The sequence below is a fragment of the Klebsiella variicola genome (genome assembly GCF_000828055.2).
GTDB classification, from domain to species: Bacteria; Pseudomonadota; Gammaproteobacteria; order Enterobacterales; family Enterobacteriaceae; genus Klebsiella; species Klebsiella variicola.
The window spans coordinates 1,330,318-1,349,118 of sequence record NZ_CP010523.2; the positions used below are offsets into that span (position 1 = coordinate 1,330,318).

Sequence of the window (18,801 nt, forward strand, 5' to 3'; positions counted from 1 at the left end):
CCTTCATCCGTAGGCATCGCCGACGTTGCTCATTATAATGCGCGCCAGGCCATACGATCGTATGCGCAACAACAGAACATTTAATTAGAGGTAATCATGGCTATTGAACGTACTTTTTCCATCATCAAACCAAACGCGGTGGCAAAAAACGTTATTGGCAGCATCTTTTCTCGCTTTGAAGCTGCAGGGTTCAAAATCGTCGGCACCAAAATGCTGCATCTGACCGTTGAGCAGGCTCGCGGTTTCTATGCTGAGCACGAAGGTCGTCCGTTCTTCGATGGTCTGGTTGAATTCATGACCTCCGGCCCGATCGTGGTTTCCGTCCTGGAAGGCGAAAATGCGGTTCAGCGTCACCGTGACCTGCTGGGCGCCACCAACCCGGCGAACGCTCTGGCCGGTACCCTGCGCGCTGACTACGCTGATAGCTTCACTGAGAACGGCACCCATGGTTCCGATTCTGTAGAATCCGCTGCTCGCGAAATCGCGTTCTTCTTTGCTGAAGGCGAGGTTTGCCCGCGCACTCGCTAATCTCCTGCGTCTTTCACGCCACAGCATTGTTGGCTTCCTTCGCGCACCCCGGTCACATAGTTTTATCTATGCTCCCGGGGATTTGCGAACTCGCCGCCTCGCTGTGACCTGAAATACTTTGGAGATACAAACCTCGTCTTTTCGACCGTCGCGGCGTTGGCTGCGCGCGTTCACCCCGGTCACATAGTTATCTATGCTCCCGGGGATTAATGAGAGGCTCCTGCCTCTCACCGGAGGCCAGCCTACGGCTGGTCAAATTCGTTCCCGACGAATTTGTCACTTGCTTGCCGCCTTGCGACAATCGAAAAGCCTTAGAGGATTGAGCAGTCAGTAACAGATTTTTTCATCATTGACTGCGCGCAGGCATGGCTTCCATGCGCCAGACTTTGTAGAATATAGCGCCCCTGGACGAGCAGTCGCTCTCCGGGGCGTTTCTTTTTCAACCCACCTGGGGCCATAACGTGTAATAACGAGGCCGGAAAACATTATGTCTGAACAAATTGTCACGCCTGATACCGCCGCTCTGACGGTGCCGAACAAAGATGCCAAAATCAACCTGCTGGATTTAAACCGTCAGCAGATGCGCGAGTTTTTTAAAAACATGGGCGAGAAGCCTTTCCGCGCCGATCAGGTGATGAAATGGATGTATCACTACTGCTGCGACGACTTTGATGAAATGACCGACATCAACAAAGTCCTGCGCGGCAAACTGAAAGAAGTCGCTGAGATCCGTGCCCCGGAAGTGGTGGAAGAGCAACGCTCAACCGACGGCACCATCAAATGGGCGATCGCCGTTGGCGATCAGCGCGTCGAGACCGTCTATATCCCGGAAGAAGACCGCGCCACCCTGTGCGTCTCTTCACAGGTAGGCTGCGCGCTGGAATGTAAATTCTGCTCCACCGCCCAGCAGGGCTTTAACCGCAACCTGCGGGTGTCCGAAATTATCGGCCAGGTCTGGCGCGCGGCGAAAATCGTCGGCGCGGTGAAGACCACCGGCGTGCGTCCGATCACCAACGTGGTAATGATGGGCATGGGCGAGCCGCTGCTGAACCTCAACAACGTCGTCCCGGCGATGGAAATCATGCTGGATGACTTCGGTTTTGGTCTCTCCAAACGTCGCGTCACCCTGTCGACGTCTGGCGTGGTGCCGGCGCTGGATAAGCTCGGCGATATGATCGACGTTGCGCTGGCGATTTCCCTGCACGCGCCGAACGACACCATTCGTGACGAAATCGTCCCGATCAACAAAAAATACAACATCGAGACCTTCCTCAACTCGGTGCGTGGTTATATTTCGAAGTCCAACGCCAACCAGGGCCGGGTGACCATCGAGTACGTCATGCTGGATCACGTCAACGACGGTACCGAGCATGCCCACGAGCTGGCGGCGCTGCTGAAAGACACCCCGTGCAAGATCAACCTGATCCCATGGAACCCCTTCCCGGGGGCGCCTTACGGCCGTAGCTCCAACAGCCGCATCGACCGTTTCTCCAAGGTCCTGATGGAATATGGATTTACGACCATCGTGCGTAAAACCCGCGGTGACGATATTGATGCCGCCTGCGGCCAGTTGGCGGGCGATGTTATTGACCGTACCAAGCGCACGCTGCGTAAGCGGATGCAGGGTGAAGCGATTGACGTAAAAGCGGTCTGACAAATGATGACCCGTGCAGCACAGGCGGCGCGGGTCATATTTATGACCAATAACCAGGCGAAATACGCTGATTCAGTTAATAATTACGGTGCGTTTTTGTCGACTTTGAGGCAGTATGTAGCGGCACAACAACCGCTTAGCATTCAATTTTGATTCGTCTCTGTGATCGCGCGCCTGACAGTCCTATACTGTGAGGCTGACGTACCACAGATGTCTCGCGGCGCCGGCGTTTTCCCGCGCTGAACTTTAAATTTCACGTACCAGTAGTTGTAGCGAATGAATACTGAAGCCACTCAAGATCATCAAGAAGCAAACACCACGGGCGCGCGTTTGCGTCACGCCCGCGAACAACTCGGACTTAGCCAGCAAGCGGTGGCCGAACGCTTATGCCTGAAGGTGTCCACGGTTCGTGATATTGAAGACGATAAGGCACCTGCCGACCTCGCCTCCACCTTCCTGCGCGGTTACATCCGCTCCTACGCTCGCCTCGTACATATCCCTGAAGAAGAACTGCTGCCGATGATGGCCAAGCAAGCGCCTATCCGTGCGGCAAAGGTCGCGCCAATGCAGAGCTTCTCTTTAGGCAAGCGTCGCAAAAAGCGCGATGGCTGGCTGATGAGCTTTACCTGGCTGGTGCTGTTTGTGGTTATCGGCCTGAGCGGTGCCTGGTGGTGGCAAGACCATAAGGCGCAGCAGGAAGAGATCTCGACCATGGCCGATCAGTCTTCCGCTGAGCTGAACGGCGGTGACGCCAACAGCCAGAACGTGCCGCTGGATACCAGCGCGCCGGTAGACTCAGGCACCGATAGCGCCGCGAACAGCGCGCCAACCGATACCGCCAGCAAACCGACCACCAGCGCCCCGGCTCAGACGCCAGCGGACAATAACGCGGTCGTGGCACCTTCTCAGGCTAATGTCGATACCGCCGGAACGGCCCCGACGACCCCGGCAACGCCGGCCTCGCCGTTACCGACCGATCAGGCGAACGTCACGACCCCTGCGGCGTCGGCACAGGATCTGGTGATGAACTTTTCCGCCGACTGCTGGCTGGAAGTGAGCGATGCCACCGGTAAAAAACTGTTCAGCGGCCTGCAGCGTAAAGGCGGCAACCTGAACCTGAGCGGTCAGGCGCCGTATAAACTGAAAATTGGCGCCCCGGCAGCGGTACAGATCCAGTTCCTCGGCAAGCCAGTCGATTTGAGTCGTTTTATCAGAACTAACCAGGTTGCGCGTCTGACCCTCAATGCCGAACAATCACCGGCGCAGTAACAGACGGGTAACGCGGGAGATTTTTCATGCATAACCAGGCTCCGATTCAACGTAGAAAATCTAAACGTATTTACGTTGGTAATGTGCCAATTGGCGATGGGGCCCCCATCGCCGTCCAGTCAATGACCAATACGCGTACCACCGATGTGGCCGCGACGGTAAGCCAAATCAAAGCGTTAGAGCGCGTCGGCGCGGACATCGTCCGCGTCTCTGTTCCGACGATGGATGCCGCCGAAGCGTTCAAACTGATCAAACAGCAGGTCAACGTCCCGCTGGTCGCCGATATCCATTTTGACTACCGTATCGCGCTGAAAGTCGCCGAATACGGTGTTGACTGCCTGCGTATCAACCCGGGCAACATCGGCAACGAAGAGCGCATTCGCACGGTTGTGGACTGCGCACGCGATAAAAACATTCCTATCCGCATCGGCGTCAACGCCGGCTCGCTGGAAAAAGATCTGCAGGAAAAATATGGCGAGCCGACGCCGCAGGCGCTGCTCGAATCGGCTATGCGCCACGTCGATCATCTCGATCGCCTCAACTTCGATCAGTTTAAAGTCAGCGTTAAAGCCTCCGACGTCTTCCTGGCGGTAGAGTCTTATCGCCTGCTGGCGAAACAGATCGATCAGCCGCTGCATCTCGGGATCACCGAAGCGGGTGGGGCACGCAGCGGCGCGGTGAAGTCCGCGATCGGCCTGGGCCTGCTGTTATCCGAGGGGATCGGCGATACGCTGCGCGTCTCGCTGGCGGCGGATCCGGTGGAAGAGATCAAGGTCGGCTTCGATATCCTCAAGTCCCTGCGCATTCGTGCTCGCGGCATTAACTTCATTGCCTGCCCAACCTGCTCGCGTCAGGAGTTTGACGTTATCGGTACGGTCAACGCCCTGGAGCAGCGTCTGGAAGATATCATCACCCCGATGGATGTTTCGATCATCGGCTGCGTGGTGAATGGTCCGGGCGAAGCGCTGGTCTCCACCCTCGGCGTGACCGGCGGCAACAAGAAAAGCGGCCTTTATGAAGACGGCGTGCGTAAAGATCGACTGGACAACGACGACATGATCGACCAGCTGGAAGCGCGTATTCGTGCCAAAGCCTCGATGCTCGATGAAGCCCGTCGTATTGACGTTCAACAGCTTGAAGCAAAATAACGTGTTGGGAAGCGATACGCTTCCCGTGTATGATTGAACCTGCGGGCGCAAGGCGCCGGGGTTCATTTTTGTATATATAAAGAGAATAAACGTGGCAAAGAACATTCAAGCCATCCGTGGCATGAACGATTATCTGCCGGGCGAAACCGCTCTCTGGCAGCGCATTGAAGGCTCACTGAAGCAGGTGCTCGGTAGCTACGGTTACAGCGAAATCCGTTTGCCGATTGTAGAGCAGACCCCGTTATTCAAACGCGCGATCGGCGAAGTGACCGACGTGGTTGAAAAAGAGATGTACACCTTTGAGGACCGCAACGGCGACAGCCTGACGCTGCGTCCGGAAGGGACGGCGGGCTGCGTACGTGCCGGCATCGAACATGGTCTGCTGTACAATCAAGAACAGCGTCTGTGGTACGTCGGGCCAATGTTCCGCCACGAGCGTCCGCAGAAAGGTCGCTACCGCCAGTTCCATCAGATTGGCGCCGAAGTGTTTGGCCTGCAGGGCCCGGACATCGATGCCGAGCTGATTATGCTGACCGCGCGCTGGTGGCGTGAGCTGGGCATCTCCGATCACGTCAGCCTTGAGCTGAACTCCATCGGTTCGCTGGAAGCGCGTGCCAACTACCGCGACGCGCTGGTGGCATACCTGGAGCAGTTTACCGATAAACTGGATGAAGACAGCAAACGCCGGATGTACACCAACCCGCTGCGGGTGCTGGACTCCAAGAACCCGGACGTGCAGGCGCTGCTGAACGACGCGCCGGCGCTCGGCGACTACCTCGACGAAGAGTCGAAAGCCCACTTTGCCGGCCTGTGCGCGCTGCTTGACGATGCCGGGATCCGCTACACCGTCAACCAGCGTCTGGTACGCGGCCTCGACTACTATAACCGTACCGTGTTCGAGTGGGTAACCACCAGCCTCGGTTCCCAGGGCACCGTCTGCGCCGGCGGTCGTTACGACGGCCTGGTTGAGCAGCTGGGCGGTCGTGCCACCCCGGGCGTGGGCTTTGCTATGGGGCTGGAACGTCTTGTTTTACTGGTCCAGGCAGTGAATCCGGAATTTAAAGCCGATCCTGTTGTCGATATATACCTGGTAGCCTCCGGGACCGATACTCAGTCTGCTGCAATGCGTCTGGCTGAGCAGGTTCGCGATGCGCTGCCCGGCGTGAAGCTGATGACCAACCACGGCGGCGGCAACTTTAAGAAGCAGTTTGCCCGCGCCGATAAGTGGGGCGCCCGTATCGCCCTGGTGGTCGGTGAGTCAGAGATCGCTGACGGAAACGTGGTAGTGAAGGATTTACGCTCAGGTGAGCAAACTACCGTAACGCAGGAGAGCGTTGCCGCGCATTTGCGCACACTTCTGGGTTAATCTCCCGGGAATTATTAGTCAGGAGAAGGACTGCGTGGAAACTTTTAACAACGAGAACGATCAGGTCGATGCGCTGAAGCGCTTCTTTGCCGAAAACGGCAAAGCGCTGGCGGTCGGGGTGATTTTAGGGATTGGCGCGCTGGTTGGCTGGCGCTACTGGACCTCCCATCAGCAGGATACGGCCAGAGACGCGTCTCTGGCTTACGAACAGGCGACTTCCGCGCTGAAATCGAATACGCCAGAAGTACTGTCAGGGGCGGAGAAATTCGCGGCTGACAATAAAAATACCTACGGCGCCTTCGCCTCTCTCGAGCTGGCACAGCATTTTGTTGAACAGAACGATCTGCCTAACGCTGAAAAGCAGCTGCAGCAGGGGCTGGCGGCCGCGTCTGATGATAACCTGAAATCGGTTATCAGCATGCGTCTTGCCCGCGTTCAGCTGCAGATGAAACAGGCTGATGCGGCGCTGAAAACCCTCGACAGCATCAAAGGTGAGGGCTGGACCGCCATTGTGGCCGATTTGCGCGGCGAAATTCTGTTGAGCAAAGGCGATAAGCAAGGGGCCCGTGCGGCGTGGGAAGCTGGCGTGAAAAGCGATGCTTCTCCTGCGCTCAGCGAAATGATGCGTATGAAAATGAATAATTTGTCCATCTGAGAGGGACTCGATGCAATTGCGTAAATTACTTTTGCCAGGGCTGCTTTCCGTTACCTTGCTGAGCGGGTGTTCGCTGTTTAATAGCGAAGAAGATGTGGTGAAAATGTCACCGCTGCCGACGGTAGAAAACCAGTTTACGCCGTCCACGTCCTGGAGCACCTCGGTTGGCGATGGTATCGGCGAATTTTACTCTAACCTTCATCCGGCCTTCGCCGACGGCGTAGTGTATGCTGCTGACCGTAAAGGCACCGTCAAAGCGCTGAACGCGGACGACGGCAAAGAGGTGTGGTCTGTGAACCTGGCGGAGAAAGATGGCTGGTTCTCGCGCGTGCCAGCGCTGCTTTCCGGCGGTGTGACCGTCTCTGGCGGCCATGTTTATATTGGCAGTGAGAAAGCGCAGCTGTATGCGCTGAATACCAGCGATGGTACCGTTGCCTGGCAAACCCGCGTTGCTGGCGAGGCGCTGTCGCGTCCGGTGGTGAGCGATGGCATGGTGCTGGTGCATACCAGTAACGGCCAGCTGCAGGCGTTGAATGAGACCGATGGTGCCGTGAAGTGGACCGTTAACCTCGATATGCCGGCACTCTCCCTGCGCGGCGAGTCTGCGCCTGCGACCGCTTATGGCGCGGCGATCGTCGGAGGCGACAACGGCCGCGTCAGTGCAGTATTGATGCAGCAGGGGCAGATGATTTGGCAGCAGCGTATTTCTACGGCCACCGGCCCGACGGAAATTGACCGCCTGAACGACGTCGACACGACGCCGATCATCGTTAACGGTGTGGTTTATGCGCTGGCTTATAACGGTAACCTGACCGCGCTGGACCTGCGTAGCGGCCAGATTATGTGGAAACGCGAGCTGGGTTCGGTGAATGATTTCATCGTCGATGGTAACCGTATCTACCTGGTTGACCAGAACGATCGCCTGCTGGCACTGACCACCGATGGTGGTGTGACCCTGTGGACGCAAAGCGATCTGCTGCACCGTTTGCTGACCGCGCCGGTGTTGTATAATGGCAATCTGGTCGTCGGTGATAGCGAAGGCTACATGCACTGGGTGAATCCGGAAGATGGCCATTTTGTGGCACAGCAGAAAGTCGATAGTTCCGGCTTCCTGACCGATCCGGTGGTTGCAGATGGTCGACTGCTGATCCAGGCGAAAGACGGTACGCTGTACGCGATTACGCGTTAATTACCGCTGTCGTGAATGATTAAGAAACGGCCCCTGGCAGACAGGGGCCGTTTTGACTTTTTTAAAAACGTCGTTAAGACGATGTTGCTTAGTGATTGTATGAGGCATTTAACATGATACCTGTGGTCGCGCTTGTCGGGCGCCCTAACGTTGGAAAATCCACGCTCTTTAACCGCCTGACGCGCACTCGTGATGCGCTGGTTGCGGATTTCCCGGGGCTGACTCGTGACCGTAAGTACGGTCGGGCCGAAGTCGAAGGCCGCGAATTCATCTGTATCGATACCGGTGGTATTGATGGTACGGAAGAGGGCGTGGAAACCCGGATGGCGGAGCAGTCGCTGTTGGCTATCGAAGAGGCCGATGTGGTGCTGTTTATGGTCGATGCGCGCGCAGGCCTGATGCCGGCGGACATCGCCATCGCTAAACATCTGCGCTCTCGTGAAAAGCCCACCTTCCTGGTGGCCAATAAAACCGACGGCATCGATGTCGACCAGGCGATGGCGGACTTCTGGTCCTTAGGCCTGGGTGATATCTATCCTATCGCTGCTTCGCACGGCCGCGGCGTGACCAGCCTGCTGGAGCAGGCCCTGCTGCCATGGGTGGATGAGATCAGCCCGCAGGAAGAGGTGGATGAAGACGCCGAATACTGGGCAAAATTCGAAGCCGAGCAGAATGGTGAAGCGGAAGAAGAGCCGGAGGACGACTTCAATCCGCAGGATCTGCCGATCAAGCTGGCGATTGTTGGACGCCCTAACGTCGGTAAATCAACCCTCACCAACCGCATCCTCGGTGAAGATCGCGTGGTGGTTTACGATATGCCGGGCACCACCCGCGACAGTATTTACATCCCGATGCAGCGTGACGAGCGTGAATATGTGCTCATCGATACCGCCGGGGTACGTAAGCGCGGGAAAATCACCGACGTCGTGGAAAAGTTCTCGGTGATCAAAACGCTGCAGGCGATTGAAGACGCCAACGTCGTGCTGCTGGTGATCGATGCTCGCGAAGGGATCTCCGATCAGGACCTCTCGCTGCTGGGCTTTATTCTCAACAGCGGTCGTTCGCTGGTGATCGTTGTTAACAAGTGGGATGGCCTGAGTCAGGAAGTGAAGGAGCAGGTGAAGGAGACCCTCGACTATCGTCTGGGCTTTATCGACTTTGCCCGGGTGCACTTCATCTCCGCCCTGCACGGCAGCGGCGTCGGCAACCTGTTTGAATCGGTACGCGAAGCCTATGACAGCGCCACCCGCCGCGTAAGCACCGCGATGCTGACCCGGATCATGAACATGGCGGCGGAAGATCATCAGCCACCGCTGGTGCGTGGCCGTCGCGTGAAGCTGAAATATGCCCACGCCGGGGGCTACAACCCGCCTATCGTGGTGATCCACGGTAACCAGGTGAAGGATCTGCCGGATTCCTACAAGCGCTACCTGATGAACTACTTCCGTAAATCCCTGGACGTGATGGGTACGCCAATCCGGATCCAGTTCAAGGAAGGGGAAAACCCGTTCGCCAACAAGCGCAACACCCTGACGCCGAACCAGATGCGTAAACGTAAGCGCTTGATCAAGCACATCAAGAAAAGCAAATAATCATCAAACCCGCTTCGGCGGGTTTTTTGTGGCCGCCATGCCGGTAAATGTCAAAACCTTCCGCCATAATCCCGCGATACTTCGCGGGGAACAGAGCGGCTCAAAGGTGGACTTACTATGCAGATTGGTTTTATCGGCTTCGGCGCGGTGGTGGAAACCGCCTATTTACCGGCGCTGCGTCGCCTGGGAAACATCATCGACCGCTGCCAGGGCTATGACCTGGACTGCAGCAGAGCGCTGCCGGGGATCCAGCGCTGTAGTTCGCTGTCGGCACTGCTGGCCGAACCTCTGGATACGCTCTTCATTACCACCTCATCACTTCAGCATCTGCCCGTGCTGGAGAGAGCGTTAGCCAGCGGCATTTCCCGCATCGTGGTGGAAAAGCCGATCGTGGCCAACCTTGAGCAGGCCGCCCGACTGCGGGCGCTGCTGGCACCGCCTGAGCAGGCCGCGCGGGTGCTGGCTCTTGACCACTGGATGGCGCGAGGCGTTGCGCTGAACGCTCCTGGCCCACGGTGGCGGGCGGAAGGGGAGGCCAGCCGCCAGCCGCCGCCGCACCTGTCAGCGCAGGATATCGTCTGGCTCGAAGGCTATTTACAGGAGCCAAGCGGCTTTAACGCTGCCGGAGAGCCGGTCGCGCTCAATTTTGCCACCGGGGAGCTGGATACCCGGCAGCTGCGTCACCCTGATGGGGTGATCCTTGATATCGGCACCCATGTCCTGGCGATGCTCCGCGAAACCCTGCACGCCAGCGGAAGCGATACGGCTCTGAGCCTTTCCCTTCGGGTGGCGAAAGACCGCCTCGGCCATGACATTGCCCCTGGGGATACGGTCACCGCAGAGGGGGAGGCGCATCTGCAGGGAACCCTCGGAACTATCCCGCTTAATATCTGGCTAAACAAATACGCGGGCCCCGCGGGCGGGCAAAAGGGAATGCGGATAGGGCTGCGGGACGGGCGAATCCTCATCCTCGACCGCTCCCCTGAGGGCGAAGTGGTGACGCTGCACGACGGCGAGCGGATCCAGCGCTGGACCCGCCCCGGGACGATCTATTCGCACTGCCTCGATGAGCAGATCCTCGGCGCGGATAATCTGTTTATCCGGGCGCCCGACAGCGTGGCCGGGTTGACGCGACGTCGGCTTGAGGAAGTGGAATGGCTGCTCCGGCTACAGCAGCAATTACGCGGCCCTCATTAAACCCGGAACATGATAAAATAGGTGCAGATAAACGTTGAAAGGAATGGTTATGGAACTTGATTGCCCTCTGTGCCACGCGCCGTTAGATGTCAAAGGCAGCAGCGCGCATTGCGCCCAGTGCGAAAGGGTATTTGCCCTCGAGGCCCGCTGCCCGGAATGCCACCAGCCGCTGGAGGTGCTCAAGGCGTGCGGCGCGGTGGATTACTTTTGCCAGCATGGGCATGGCCTGATCTCGAAAAAACGGGTGGAATTTATTCCGCTGGTTTAGCGGGTGAAGGCTTTCTGGCCCGCGTTTTTTTCACCGGCGCGATCTGCTTCACTTCGCTTTCGATCCAGCCGTCTTTCAGGCGGGTGGTGAGCAGATCGCCGGTTTTGACCTGTTTCGTCTGTTTCAGCACCGTACCGTCGCTCACCGAGGTGACGCTGTAGCCGCGCGCCAGAGTGGCTAAGGGACTCACCGCCTCCAGATGGGTCACCGCGTTGCCAAACCGTTCACGCCGCTCGCTGAGGCGGCCACGCATATTTTCCGCCAGCCGGTATTCCAGCTGCTGGATCCGCGATTGCGCCCGGTGGATCCGTGGCTGCGGGTTGTAGTGATCCAGACGTTGAACGGTGCGCTTTTGCCGCTGTTCGGCGCGCTTAAGCTGCGATTCCACGGCGATACGCATCCGCTGGCGCAGGCGTTCCAGGGCGGTCTGCTGGCGGGCCAGGCGCAGCTGCGGATGCTGTTGCTGCAGGCGATGGAACAGCTGGGTAAAACGGCGCTGGCGACTGGCGAGGAAATAGTCCATCGCCATCTCCAGACGCTGCTGTCCGGACTGCAGCTGGCGCAGCAGCTCCTGCTGATTGCGGCTGACGATCTCCGCGGCGGCTGAGGGAGTCGGTGCTCGCAGGTCGGCAACAAAATCGGCGATCGTGACGTCGGTTTCATGGCCGACGGCGCTAACGATAGGGATCTGGCTGGCGAAAATAGCCCGTGCCACCCGTTCATCGTTAAAACTCCACAGATCCTCCAGCGAACCGCCGCCGCGTCCGACAATCAGTACGTCACACTCCTGGCGCGCGTTGGCCAGCGCGATGGCGCGCACAATCTGCCCGGGGGCGTCGTCACCCTGGACCGCGGTTGGGTAGATGATCACCGGCAGCCCGGGATCGCGGCGCCTGAGAACATGGAGAATATCGTGCAGCGCCGCACCGGTTTTCGAGGTGATGACGCCGACGCAGTGGGCGGGTGAGGGGAGCGCCTGCTTATGTTTTTGCTCGAACAGTCCTTCCGCCGTTAACTGCGCTTTGAGCTGCTCATACTTCTGCTGTAATAACCCTTCGCCGGCGGGCTGCATGCTTTCGACGATAATCTGGTAGTCGCCGCGCGGCTCATACAGGGTGATGTTGGCGCGAACCAGCACCTGCTGCCCGTGCTGTGGGCGAAACGTCACCCGGCGGTTGCTGTTGCGGAACATCGCGCAGCGCACCTGGGCGTTATCGTCTTTTAAGGTGAAGTACCAGTGGCCAGAGGAGGGCTGGCTGAAGTTAGAGATCTCGCCGCTGATCCAAACCTGGCCCATTTCGCGCTCAAGCAGCAGACGCACCGTCTGATTGAGGCGGCTTACGGTAAAAATTGCGGGGGATTGAGAGGGTAACATGTGAGCAAGATCAAACTTTAAATCAGCAGGTTATTCAGTCGATAGTAACGCGCTCAGAGGGGATGGCAAGTATTATTTGCAAAAAAGGGTAGATGCAATCGGTTACGCTCTGTATAATGCCACGGCAATATTTATCCACCCTGGTCGAGATATTGCCCATGCTACGTATCGCTAAAGAAGCCCTGACGTTTGACGACGTCCTCCTCGTTCCCGCTCATTCTACCGTTCTGCCGAATACTGCCGATCTCAGCACTCAGCTGACGAAAACCATTCGTCTGAATATTCCTATGCTCTCCGCAGCCATGGATACCGTAACGGAAGCGCGTCTGGCTATTGCCCTGGCACAGGAAGGCGGCATCGGCTTTATTCACAAAAACATGTCCATCGAGCGCCAGGCGGAAGAAGTTCGTCGCGTGAAGAAACATGAGTCCGGCGTGGTCACCGACCCGCAGACCGTTCTGCCAACCACCACCCTGCGTGAAGTGAAAGAGCTGACCGAGCGTAACGGCTTCGCCGGCTACCCGGTGGTTACGGAAGAGAACGAGCTGGTCGGTATCATCACTGGCCGCGACGTGCGTTTCGTCACCGATTTGAACCAGCCGGTCAGCGTCTATATGACCCCGAAAGAGCGTCTGGTTACCGTACGTGAAGGCGAAAGCCGCGAGGTGGTCTTCGCTAAGATGCATGAAAAACGCGTTGAGAAGGCGCTGGTCGTGGATGAGAGCTTCCACCTGCGCGGCATGATCACTGTTAAAGATTTCCAGAAAGCAGAACGTAAACCGAATGCCTGTAAAGATGAGCAGGGCCGTCTGCGCGTAGGCGCGGCGGTCGGCGCCGGTGCCGGCAACGAAGAGCGCGTTGACGCGCTGGTAGCCGCGGGCGTTGACGTTCTGCTGATCGACTCCTCGCACGGTCATTCTGAAGGCGTCCTGCAGCGCATTCGTGAAACCCGCGCGAAATACCCGGACCTGCAGATCATCGGCGGCAACGTGGCCACCGGTGCAGGCGCGCGCGCGCTGGCGGAAGCCGGTTGCAGCGCGGTGAAAGTGGGTATCGGCCCGGGCTCCATCTGTACGACCCGTATCGTCACCGGTGTGGGCGTGCCGCAGATCACCGCCGTTTCCGACGCGGTGGAAGCACTGGAAGGGACCGGTATTCCGGTTATCGCTGACGGCGGTATCCGTTTCTCCGGCGATATCGCCAAAGCCATCGCTGCCGGCGCGGCCGCGGTGATGGTCGGCTCTATGCTGGCGGGTACCGAAGAATCCCCGGGTGAAATCGAACTCTACCAGGGCCGTTCTTACAAATCTTACCGCGGCATGGGCTCTCTTGGCGCGATGTCTAAAGGCTCCTCTGACCGCTACTTCCAGAGCGATAACGCCGCTGACAAACTGGTGCCGGAAGGTATCGAAGGCCGCGTGGCCTATAAAGGTCGCCTGAAAGAAATCATTCACCAGCAGATGGGCGGTCTGCGTTCCTGTATGGGTCTGACCGGCTGTGGTACCATTGACCTGCTGCGTACCAAAGCTGAATTCGTACGCATCAGCGGTGCGGGCATTCAGGAAAGCCACGTTCACGACGTGACCATCACCAAAGAGTCCCCGAACTACCGTCTGGGCTCCTGATTTCTTCGCCCGACCTAGCGTCGGGCGATTTATTTACTCTGTTTCACTTGCCTCGGAATTAGCGTCAATGACGGAAAACATTCATAAACATCGCATTCTCATCCTCGACTTCGGCTCTCAGTATACTCAGCTGGTGGCGCGTCGCGTGCGTGAGCTGGGCGTCTACTGTGAGCTGTGGGCGTGGGATGTCACAGAAGCACAGATCCGCGAATTCAATCCAAGCGGCATCATTCTTTCCGGCGGCCCGGAAAGTACTACCGAAGAGAACAGCCCGCGCGCGCCGCAGTATGTGTTTGAAGCCGGCGTGCCGGTATTTGGCGTCTGCTACGGCATGCAGACCATGGCGATGCAGCTGGGCGGCCATGTGGAAGGTTCTAACGAGCGTGAGTTTGGCTACGCGCAGGTTGAAGTGGTTAACGACAGCGCGCTGGTGCGCGGTATCGAAGACTCCCTGACCGCGGACGGCAAACCGTTGCTGGACGTGTGGATGAGCCACGGCGACAAAGTCACCTCCATCCCGTCTGACTTCGTCACCGTCGCCAGCACCGACAACTGCCCGTTCGCCATTATGGCCAACGAAGAAAAACGCTTCTACGGCGTGCAGTTCCACCCGGAAGTGACCCACACCCGTCAGGGGATGCGTATGCTGGAGCGCTTCGTGCGCGACATCTGCCAGTGTGAAGCCCTGTGGACCCCGGCGAAAATCATCGACGACGCCGTCGAGCGTATCCGCCAGCAGGTTGGCGATGACAAAGTGATCCTTGGCCTCTCCGGCGGCGTGGACTCTTCGGTGACCGCGATGTTGCTGCACCGCGCCATCGGCAAAAACCTGACCTGCGTATTCGTGGATAACGGTCTCCTGCGTCTGAATGAAGCGCAGCAGGTGATGGACATGTTTGGCGACCACTTTGGCCTGAACATTGTTCACGTTGAAGGCGAGCAGCGCTTCCTCGACGCGCTGAAAGGCGAGAACGATCCGGAAGCGAAACGTAAAATCATCGGCCGCGTCTTCGTGGAAGTGTTCGACGAAGAAGCGCTGAAGCTGGACGACGTCAAATGGCTGGCGCAGGGTACCATCTACCCTGACGTTATCGAGTCTGCCGCTTCCGCTACCGGTAAAGCACACGTCATTAAATCTCACCACAACGTGGGCGGCCTGCCGAAAGAGATGAAGATGGGGCTGGTTGAGCCGCTGCGTGAGCTGTTCAAAGACGAAGTGCGTAAGATCGGTCTGGAACTGGGCCTGCCGTACGATATGCTCTACCGTCACCCGTTCCCGGGCCCGGGCCTCGGCGTGCGCGTGCTGGGCGAAGTGAAGAAAGAGTACTGCGACCTGCTGCGTCGTGCGGACGCTATCTTCATCGAAGAGCTGCACAAAGCTGACCTGTACAACAAAGTGAGTCAGGCGTTTACCGTGTTCCTGCCGGTTCGTTCCGTCGGCGTGATGGGCGATGGCCGTAAATACGACTGGGTCGTTTCCCTGCGCGCAGTGGAAACCATCGACTTTATGACCGCGCACTGGGCGCACCTGCCGTATGATTTCCTCGGCCGCGTCTCTAACCGTATCATCAATGAAGTGAACGGTATCTCCCGCGTGGTGTATGACATCAGCGGTAAGCCGCCAGCAACGATTGAGTGGGAATGATTTCGCGTCTGGCAACAGCCTGCACGTAAAAGCAGTAAAGTACTCTAAGCCCGCGTAACTGCGGGCTTTTTTGTTTTTATGTCTGGCACTTTCTGGCAGCTGTTAGCAACGGGAAGCACGGTTTTTTCAATGGAATTTTTGATGGTACTCTCTGGTTTTGAATTTTGATCTCTTCCCTGAAAACAGTGCCAGGGTCACCTTGCTGGTGTGGATTTCACGGTGCTCACGAGAGTGCTACCAGTTGGCCGCCAAGCCCAGGGAGCGCGGCCTGTAGTATCTGGAAAACCTGACGCTGCTGATCGAAAGTACTTCAGGGAACACCAGCGCATCATGCCCGAAGCCAAGGGCAACCTGATCTACACCTCGTTGACGGTTGGCCAGGTCGCCGACAGCCTGGGGGGCGCCGAGCAGGCTTACTTCTCACGGTTCTTCAAGCGCACCACGGACCTGACCCTAAAGGCGTTTCGCCTTCAGCGCCGGGAAATCTAGCCTTCGCTCAACTTCACCAGGCTGAACAGCATCTCCAGCACCGGCGTGGCGACGCCCAGGCGCTTGCCACGTTCGACCACCGCGCCATTGATGAAATCGATCTCGGTTTTGCGACCTGCCTCGACATCCTGCAGCATCGACGGTTTGTGCTGCTGGTGATGGCGAAAGGCATAGTCGACAGCAGCGATAACCCGCCGCTGATCAGCATCAACGCCAGCAGCCTGGGCAACCGCCACGGTTTCGCTGACGATGCGGGAGGTCACCTGCCGTCCCTCTTCAGCGTGGCCGATCGCGCCCACGGTCCGGCGGGTCACCGCGCAAACCGAATTGAGCGCTGCGTTGAACGCCACCTTCTCCCAGATCGACACCTGCACCTGCGGATCGGCCTCGCACGGCAAACCGGCCTGGCTAAAATTCGCCGCGATTTCGTGCACGGTCGGGCTGTCCTTACCATTGCCTGCCCAGATATTGATGTGCCCTTCGCCGTGGCTGTGCACCACGCCAGGCGCGACAAGGTCTGCCGGCAAGTTGGTCATGCCGACGATGATGCGCTCGGCCGGAACCACGCGGGCGATGAGCTCGGCATTGCCCAGCCCGTTCTGCACCGAAAGCGCCCAAGTCTGCGGCCCCACCAGGTGGCGCACTGACTCGATGGCGGCGGCGGTATGAAACCCCTTGGTAAAGATCACCAGCAGGTCGAAGTGGCCTGTCACTTGGTGTGCACGAGAGATTGGCACCCAGACGCTTTCCTGTACGTCAGGCGTCTCCAGGCGCAAGCCCTGGCGAGAGATGACCTCGATGGTCGTCTCCGACGCCTCGACGAAAGACACGTCCTGTCCAGCCAAGGCCAGGCGCGCACCAAACAGTCCGCCCATCGCCCCTGCGCCCACTATTGCAATTTTCATCGCTGCTCCTTCGAGTAAATGAATGGCCACTTCAGGAAGCCATTCTCTGTCTCACAAATAAATGCGTACCCGGCAAAACATAAATGCCGTCTATGTCCTGAGGCATTGCACCACCGCTGACCCACGCCATGCCCGCCGATTGTCAGGGTGGTCATGGCGCCGTAACTCTTGTTGTCGATATCGCCATACAACGCTTTGCCGTCTTCACGGTTCTGGGAGTGGCGCAACTCGGTCTGCAGCGAGTAGCCGGTCGACAAGACGGACGGTTGGACAAGTCCAGGTAATGCTGCTGATAAATGTCCTCGATCTGGCCGTAGAAATCAGAAGAATCACGGCGTCAGTGGATTCGCAGGACCAGGCGCAAGCCGGAAGGGACCTGCGCCAGTGTGCTAGAACGGGTATTTGCGTGGTGTCATCTGCACGCTGATCCAGTGATCGGTGGTGAATTCCTCGATTGCCCACTCACCGTTGAAACGCCCCAGCCCCGAGTTCTTCTCACCGCCAAAGGGAGCGTGCGCCTCGTCGTTGACCGGAATGTCGTTCACATGGGTCATGCCAGCCTTGATTCGACGCGCGAAACGCGCGCCGCGCTCCAGGTCGGCAGTGAATACGGCGCTAGATAGCCCGAACTCACTGTCGTTCGCTAGCGCCAGCGCGTGGGCCTCATCTCGCGCGCGCTGAATGCCGACCAGCGGGCCGAAAATTTCCTCGCGGGTGATCTCCATTTCTGCCGTCACATCGGCGAACACGTGAGGCGGCAGCAGTTGCCCACGCACGTCACCTTCGACGACCGGACGGGCACCCTCCTCCCTGGCCCGCGCCACCTTGCTCAGCAACGTGTCCAGTTGCTTGCGGTTGATGATCGGCCCGACCACGGTATCCGGCTCGCTGGGGTCGCCCACCTTCAACGCCTTGACCCTTTCGGCATAGCGCTCGACGAAGCGGTCATACAGTGCGTCCTCGACGATGATGCGGTTGATCGCCATGCAGATCTGCCCCTGGTGCAGGAACTTGCCCATCACCGCCGCTGCTACCGCCTGCTCCAGGTCGGCATCGGCCAGCACCACGAACGGGCTGTTGCCGCCCAGCTCCAGTGCCACGTGCTTGAGGTGCTTGCCACCGCTGGCGATACGGCCAATGTTGGCGCCCACAGGGGTCGAGCCCGTGAAGGAGATGAATTTGGGTACCGGATGCTCGACGAACGCATCACCAATCTCGGCACCAGAGCCGACCAGCACGCTAATCACGCCTGCCGGAACGCCAGCTTCCTCGAAGATGCGCGCGGCCAGCAGGCCGCCCGTCACGGGGGTATCGCTCGCGGGCTTGATCACCACGGCATTGCCCAGGGCCAATGCTGGTGCCACCGAACGCTGGGTGAGGTGGAGCGGGAAGTTCCATGGGCTGATCACCCCCACCACACCCAGCGGCTCTCGGTAAACGCGATTTTCCTTGCCCGGGACGTTGGACGGCAGAATGCGCCCGTACACCCGCGCCGGAAAAGAGGCTGACTCAAGGGTGATGCTGCGCGCAGCGCCCCACTCGATTTGCGCCTTGATGCGGGTACTGCCCGACTCGCGGATGATCCAGCCGATGATCTCCTCGCGACGCTCATCGAAGATCTGCACCGCACGGTGCAGGATGGCAGAGCGCTGCCCCGGTCCTATCATCGCCCACTCGACCTGGGCGCGCTGCGCGGTCTGATAGGCTTCGTCCAGGTCATCGCGGGTAGCCTGCTTGATCTGCAGCAGGGTTTCTCCGTTGTACGGATCGCTGACCTGCAGTGATTGCGGCGCACTGCCTTCACGCCATGCGCCGGCAATCGGCAGCAGGTGAAGATCGCGATACGGCGTGTGATTGACTTGACTCACGGAATATCTCCTTTATCAGTATTGGGCA

Annotated in this window: 17 protein-coding genes; 13 read left to right on the top strand and 4 right to left on the bottom strand. The window is 58.5% G+C overall.

Annotated elements, in window-relative coordinates:
* Nucleotides 1-96 precede the first annotated feature (96 nt).
* The 10 genes from ndk (at nucleotide 97) to SP68_RS06430 (ending at nucleotide 10,866) form a co-directional block, all read left to right on the top strand.
* Nucleotides 97-528: a nucleoside-diphosphate kinase gene (gene ndk, locus SP68_RS06385; protein ID WP_004144312.1), complete on the top strand. Its 432-nt coding sequence runs from the start codon at nucleotides 97-99 to the stop codon at nucleotides 526-528.
* A 487-nt stretch (nucleotides 529-1,015) separates the two neighbouring features.
* Complete coding sequence (rlmN, locus tag SP68_RS06390) at nucleotides 1,016-2,182, top strand: dual-specificity RNA methyltransferase RlmN (RefSeq protein ID WP_008803802.1); 1,167 nt, start codon at nucleotides 1,016-1,018, stop codon at nucleotides 2,180-2,182.
* Between the two features lie 276 nt (nucleotides 2,183-2,458).
* Nucleotides 2,459-3,451, top strand: a complete 993-nt coding sequence (gene rodZ / locus SP68_RS06395) for a cytoskeleton protein RodZ (RefSeq protein WP_022064972.1) — start codon at nucleotides 2,459-2,461, stop codon at nucleotides 3,449-3,451.
* Nucleotides 3,452-3,477: 26 nt separating this feature from the next.
* Nucleotides 3,478-4,599: a flavodoxin-dependent (E)-4-hydroxy-3-methylbut-2-enyl-diphosphate synthase gene (gene ispG / locus SP68_RS06400; protein ID WP_008803805.1), complete on the top strand. Its 1,122-nt coding sequence runs from the start codon at nucleotides 3,478-3,480 to the stop codon at nucleotides 4,597-4,599.
* Nucleotides 4,600-4,690: 91 nt separating this feature from the next.
* Entirely contained in the window at nucleotides 4,691-5,965 is a 1,275-nt protein-coding gene (hisS, locus tag SP68_RS06405; RefSeq protein WP_012540880.1) for a histidine--tRNA ligase, read from the top strand.
* A 34-nt stretch (nucleotides 5,966-5,999) separates the two neighbouring features.
* Nucleotides 6,000-6,620, top strand: coding sequence for a YfgM family protein (locus tag SP68_RS06410; protein ID WP_004201892.1), 621 nt, complete (start codon nucleotides 6,000-6,002; stop codon nucleotides 6,618-6,620).
* A 10-nt stretch (nucleotides 6,621-6,630) separates the two neighbouring features.
* Nucleotides 6,631-7,809 carry an outer membrane protein assembly factor BamB gene (gene bamB, locus SP68_RS06415; RefSeq protein WP_008803807.1) on the top strand — a complete coding sequence of 393 codons (1,179 nt, stop codon included), beginning with the start codon at nucleotides 6,631-6,633 and terminating at the stop codon, nucleotides 7,807-7,809.
* A gap of 113 nt (nucleotides 7,810-7,922) precedes the next feature.
* The gene (gene der / locus SP68_RS06420; protein WP_008803808.1) at nucleotides 7,923-9,401 is read left to right on the top strand and encodes a ribosome biogenesis GTPase Der; all 1,479 of its coding nucleotides are present in this window, start codon (nucleotides 7,923-7,925) and stop codon (nucleotides 9,399-9,401) included.
* A gap of 117 nt (nucleotides 9,402-9,518) precedes the next feature.
* A complete protein-coding gene (locus SP68_RS06425; RefSeq protein ID WP_022064973.1) occupies nucleotides 9,519-10,598 on the top strand; it encodes a Gfo/Idh/MocA family oxidoreductase in 1,080 nt (359 codons plus the stop codon).
* Between the two features lie 49 nt (nucleotides 10,599-10,647).
* A complete protein-coding gene (locus SP68_RS06430) occupies nucleotides 10,648-10,866 on the top strand; it encodes a zinc ribbon domain-containing protein (protein ID WP_004201901.1) in 219 nt (72 codons plus the stop codon).
* On the opposite strand, the gene xseA is transcribed toward SP68_RS06430, so the two are convergent.
* Entirely contained in the window at nucleotides 10,850-12,241 is a 1,392-nt protein-coding gene (xseA, locus tag SP68_RS06435) for an exodeoxyribonuclease VII large subunit (protein ID WP_016161631.1), read from the bottom strand. The two genes, SP68_RS06430 and xseA, sit on opposite strands and share 17 nt — an antisense overlap.
* Nucleotides 12,242-12,399: 158 nt before the next feature.
* Here xseA and guaB point away from each other — a divergent pair, with 158 nt between their 5' ends.
* From guaB to SP68_RS06450, 3 genes are all read left to right on the top strand, one after another.
* The gene (gene guaB, locus SP68_RS06440) at nucleotides 12,400-13,866 is read left to right on the top strand and encodes an IMP dehydrogenase (protein WP_004151980.1); all 1,467 of its coding nucleotides are present in this window, start codon (nucleotides 12,400-12,402) and stop codon (nucleotides 13,864-13,866) included.
* Nucleotides 13,867-13,933: 67 nt separating this feature from the next.
* A complete protein-coding gene (guaA, locus tag SP68_RS06445) occupies nucleotides 13,934-15,511 on the top strand; it encodes a glutamine-hydrolyzing GMP synthase (RefSeq protein WP_040968778.1) in 1,578 nt (525 codons plus the stop codon).
* A 330-nt stretch (nucleotides 15,512-15,841) separates the two neighbouring features.
* A complete protein-coding gene (locus SP68_RS06450) occupies nucleotides 15,842-16,000 on the top strand; it encodes an AraC family transcriptional regulator (RefSeq protein WP_022064976.1) in 159 nt (52 codons plus the stop codon).
* Here the strand turns inward: SP68_RS06450 and SP68_RS06455 are convergent.
* The 3 genes from SP68_RS06455 to SP68_RS06460 all read right to left on the bottom strand — a co-directional run bounded on the left by SP68_RS06455 (nucleotide 15,997) and on the right by SP68_RS06460 (nucleotide 18,773).
* On the bottom strand, nucleotides 15,997-16,905 hold the full coding sequence (locus SP68_RS06455; protein ID WP_022064977.1) for a ketopantoate reductase family protein: 909 nt from the start codon (nucleotides 16,903-16,905) through the stop codon (nucleotides 15,997-15,999). The two genes, SP68_RS06450 and SP68_RS06455, sit on opposite strands and share 4 nt — an antisense overlap.
* Nucleotides 16,902-17,162: an OprD family outer membrane porin gene (locus tag SP68_RS29045; RefSeq protein ID WP_044649543.1), complete on the bottom strand. Its 261-nt coding sequence runs from the start codon at nucleotides 17,160-17,162 to the stop codon at nucleotides 16,902-16,904. Before SP68_RS29045 ends, SP68_RS06455 begins: the two co-directional genes overlap by 4 nt.
* Nucleotides 17,163-17,294: 132 nt before the next feature.
* Nucleotides 17,295-18,773 (bottom strand): aldehyde dehydrogenase family protein, encoded by a 1,479-nt coding sequence (locus SP68_RS06460; protein WP_040968777.1) that lies wholly within the window; start codon nucleotides 18,771-18,773, stop codon nucleotides 17,295-17,297.
* Nucleotides 18,774-18,801: the final 28 nt, after the last annotated feature.

Coding starts and splice junctions, on each gene's coding strand:
- guaA (WP_040968778.1), top strand. CDS start 13,934: ATGACGGAAAACATTCATAAACATCGCATTCTCATCCTCGACTTCGGC.
- SP68_RS06430 (WP_004201901.1), top strand. CDS start 10,648: ATGGAACTTGATTGCCCTCTGTGCCACGCGCCGTTAGATGTCAAAGGC.
- SP68_RS06425 (WP_022064973.1), top strand. CDS start 9,519: ATGCAGATTGGTTTTATCGGCTTCGGCGCGGTGGTGGAAACCGCCTAT.
- der (WP_008803808.1), top strand. CDS start 7,923: ATGATACCTGTGGTCGCGCTTGTCGGGCGCCCTAACGTTGGAAAATCC.
- bamB (WP_008803807.1), top strand. CDS start 6,631: ATGCAATTGCGTAAATTACTTTTGCCAGGGCTGCTTTCCGTTACCTTG.
- ispG (WP_008803805.1), top strand. CDS start 3,478: ATGCATAACCAGGCTCCGATTCAACGTAGAAAATCTAAACGTATTTAC.
- SP68_RS06450 (WP_022064976.1), top strand. CDS start 15,842: ATGCCCGAAGCCAAGGGCAACCTGATCTACACCTCGTTGACGGTTGGC.
- ndk (WP_004144312.1), top strand. CDS start 97: ATGGCTATTGAACGTACTTTTTCCATCATCAAACCAAACGCGGTGGCA.
- rodZ (WP_022064972.1), top strand. CDS start 2,459: ATGAATACTGAAGCCACTCAAGATCATCAAGAAGCAAACACCACGGGC.
- rlmN (WP_008803802.1), top strand. CDS start 1,016: ATGTCTGAACAAATTGTCACGCCTGATACCGCCGCTCTGACGGTGCCG.
- SP68_RS06455 (WP_022064977.1), bottom strand. CDS start 16,905: ATGAAAATTGCAATAGTGGGCGCAGGGGCGATGGGCGGACTGTTTGGT.
- xseA (WP_016161631.1), bottom strand. CDS start 12,241: ATGTTACCCTCTCAATCCCCCGCAATTTTTACCGTAAGCCGCCTCAAT.
- guaB (WP_004151980.1), top strand. CDS start 12,400: ATGCTACGTATCGCTAAAGAAGCCCTGACGTTTGACGACGTCCTCCTC.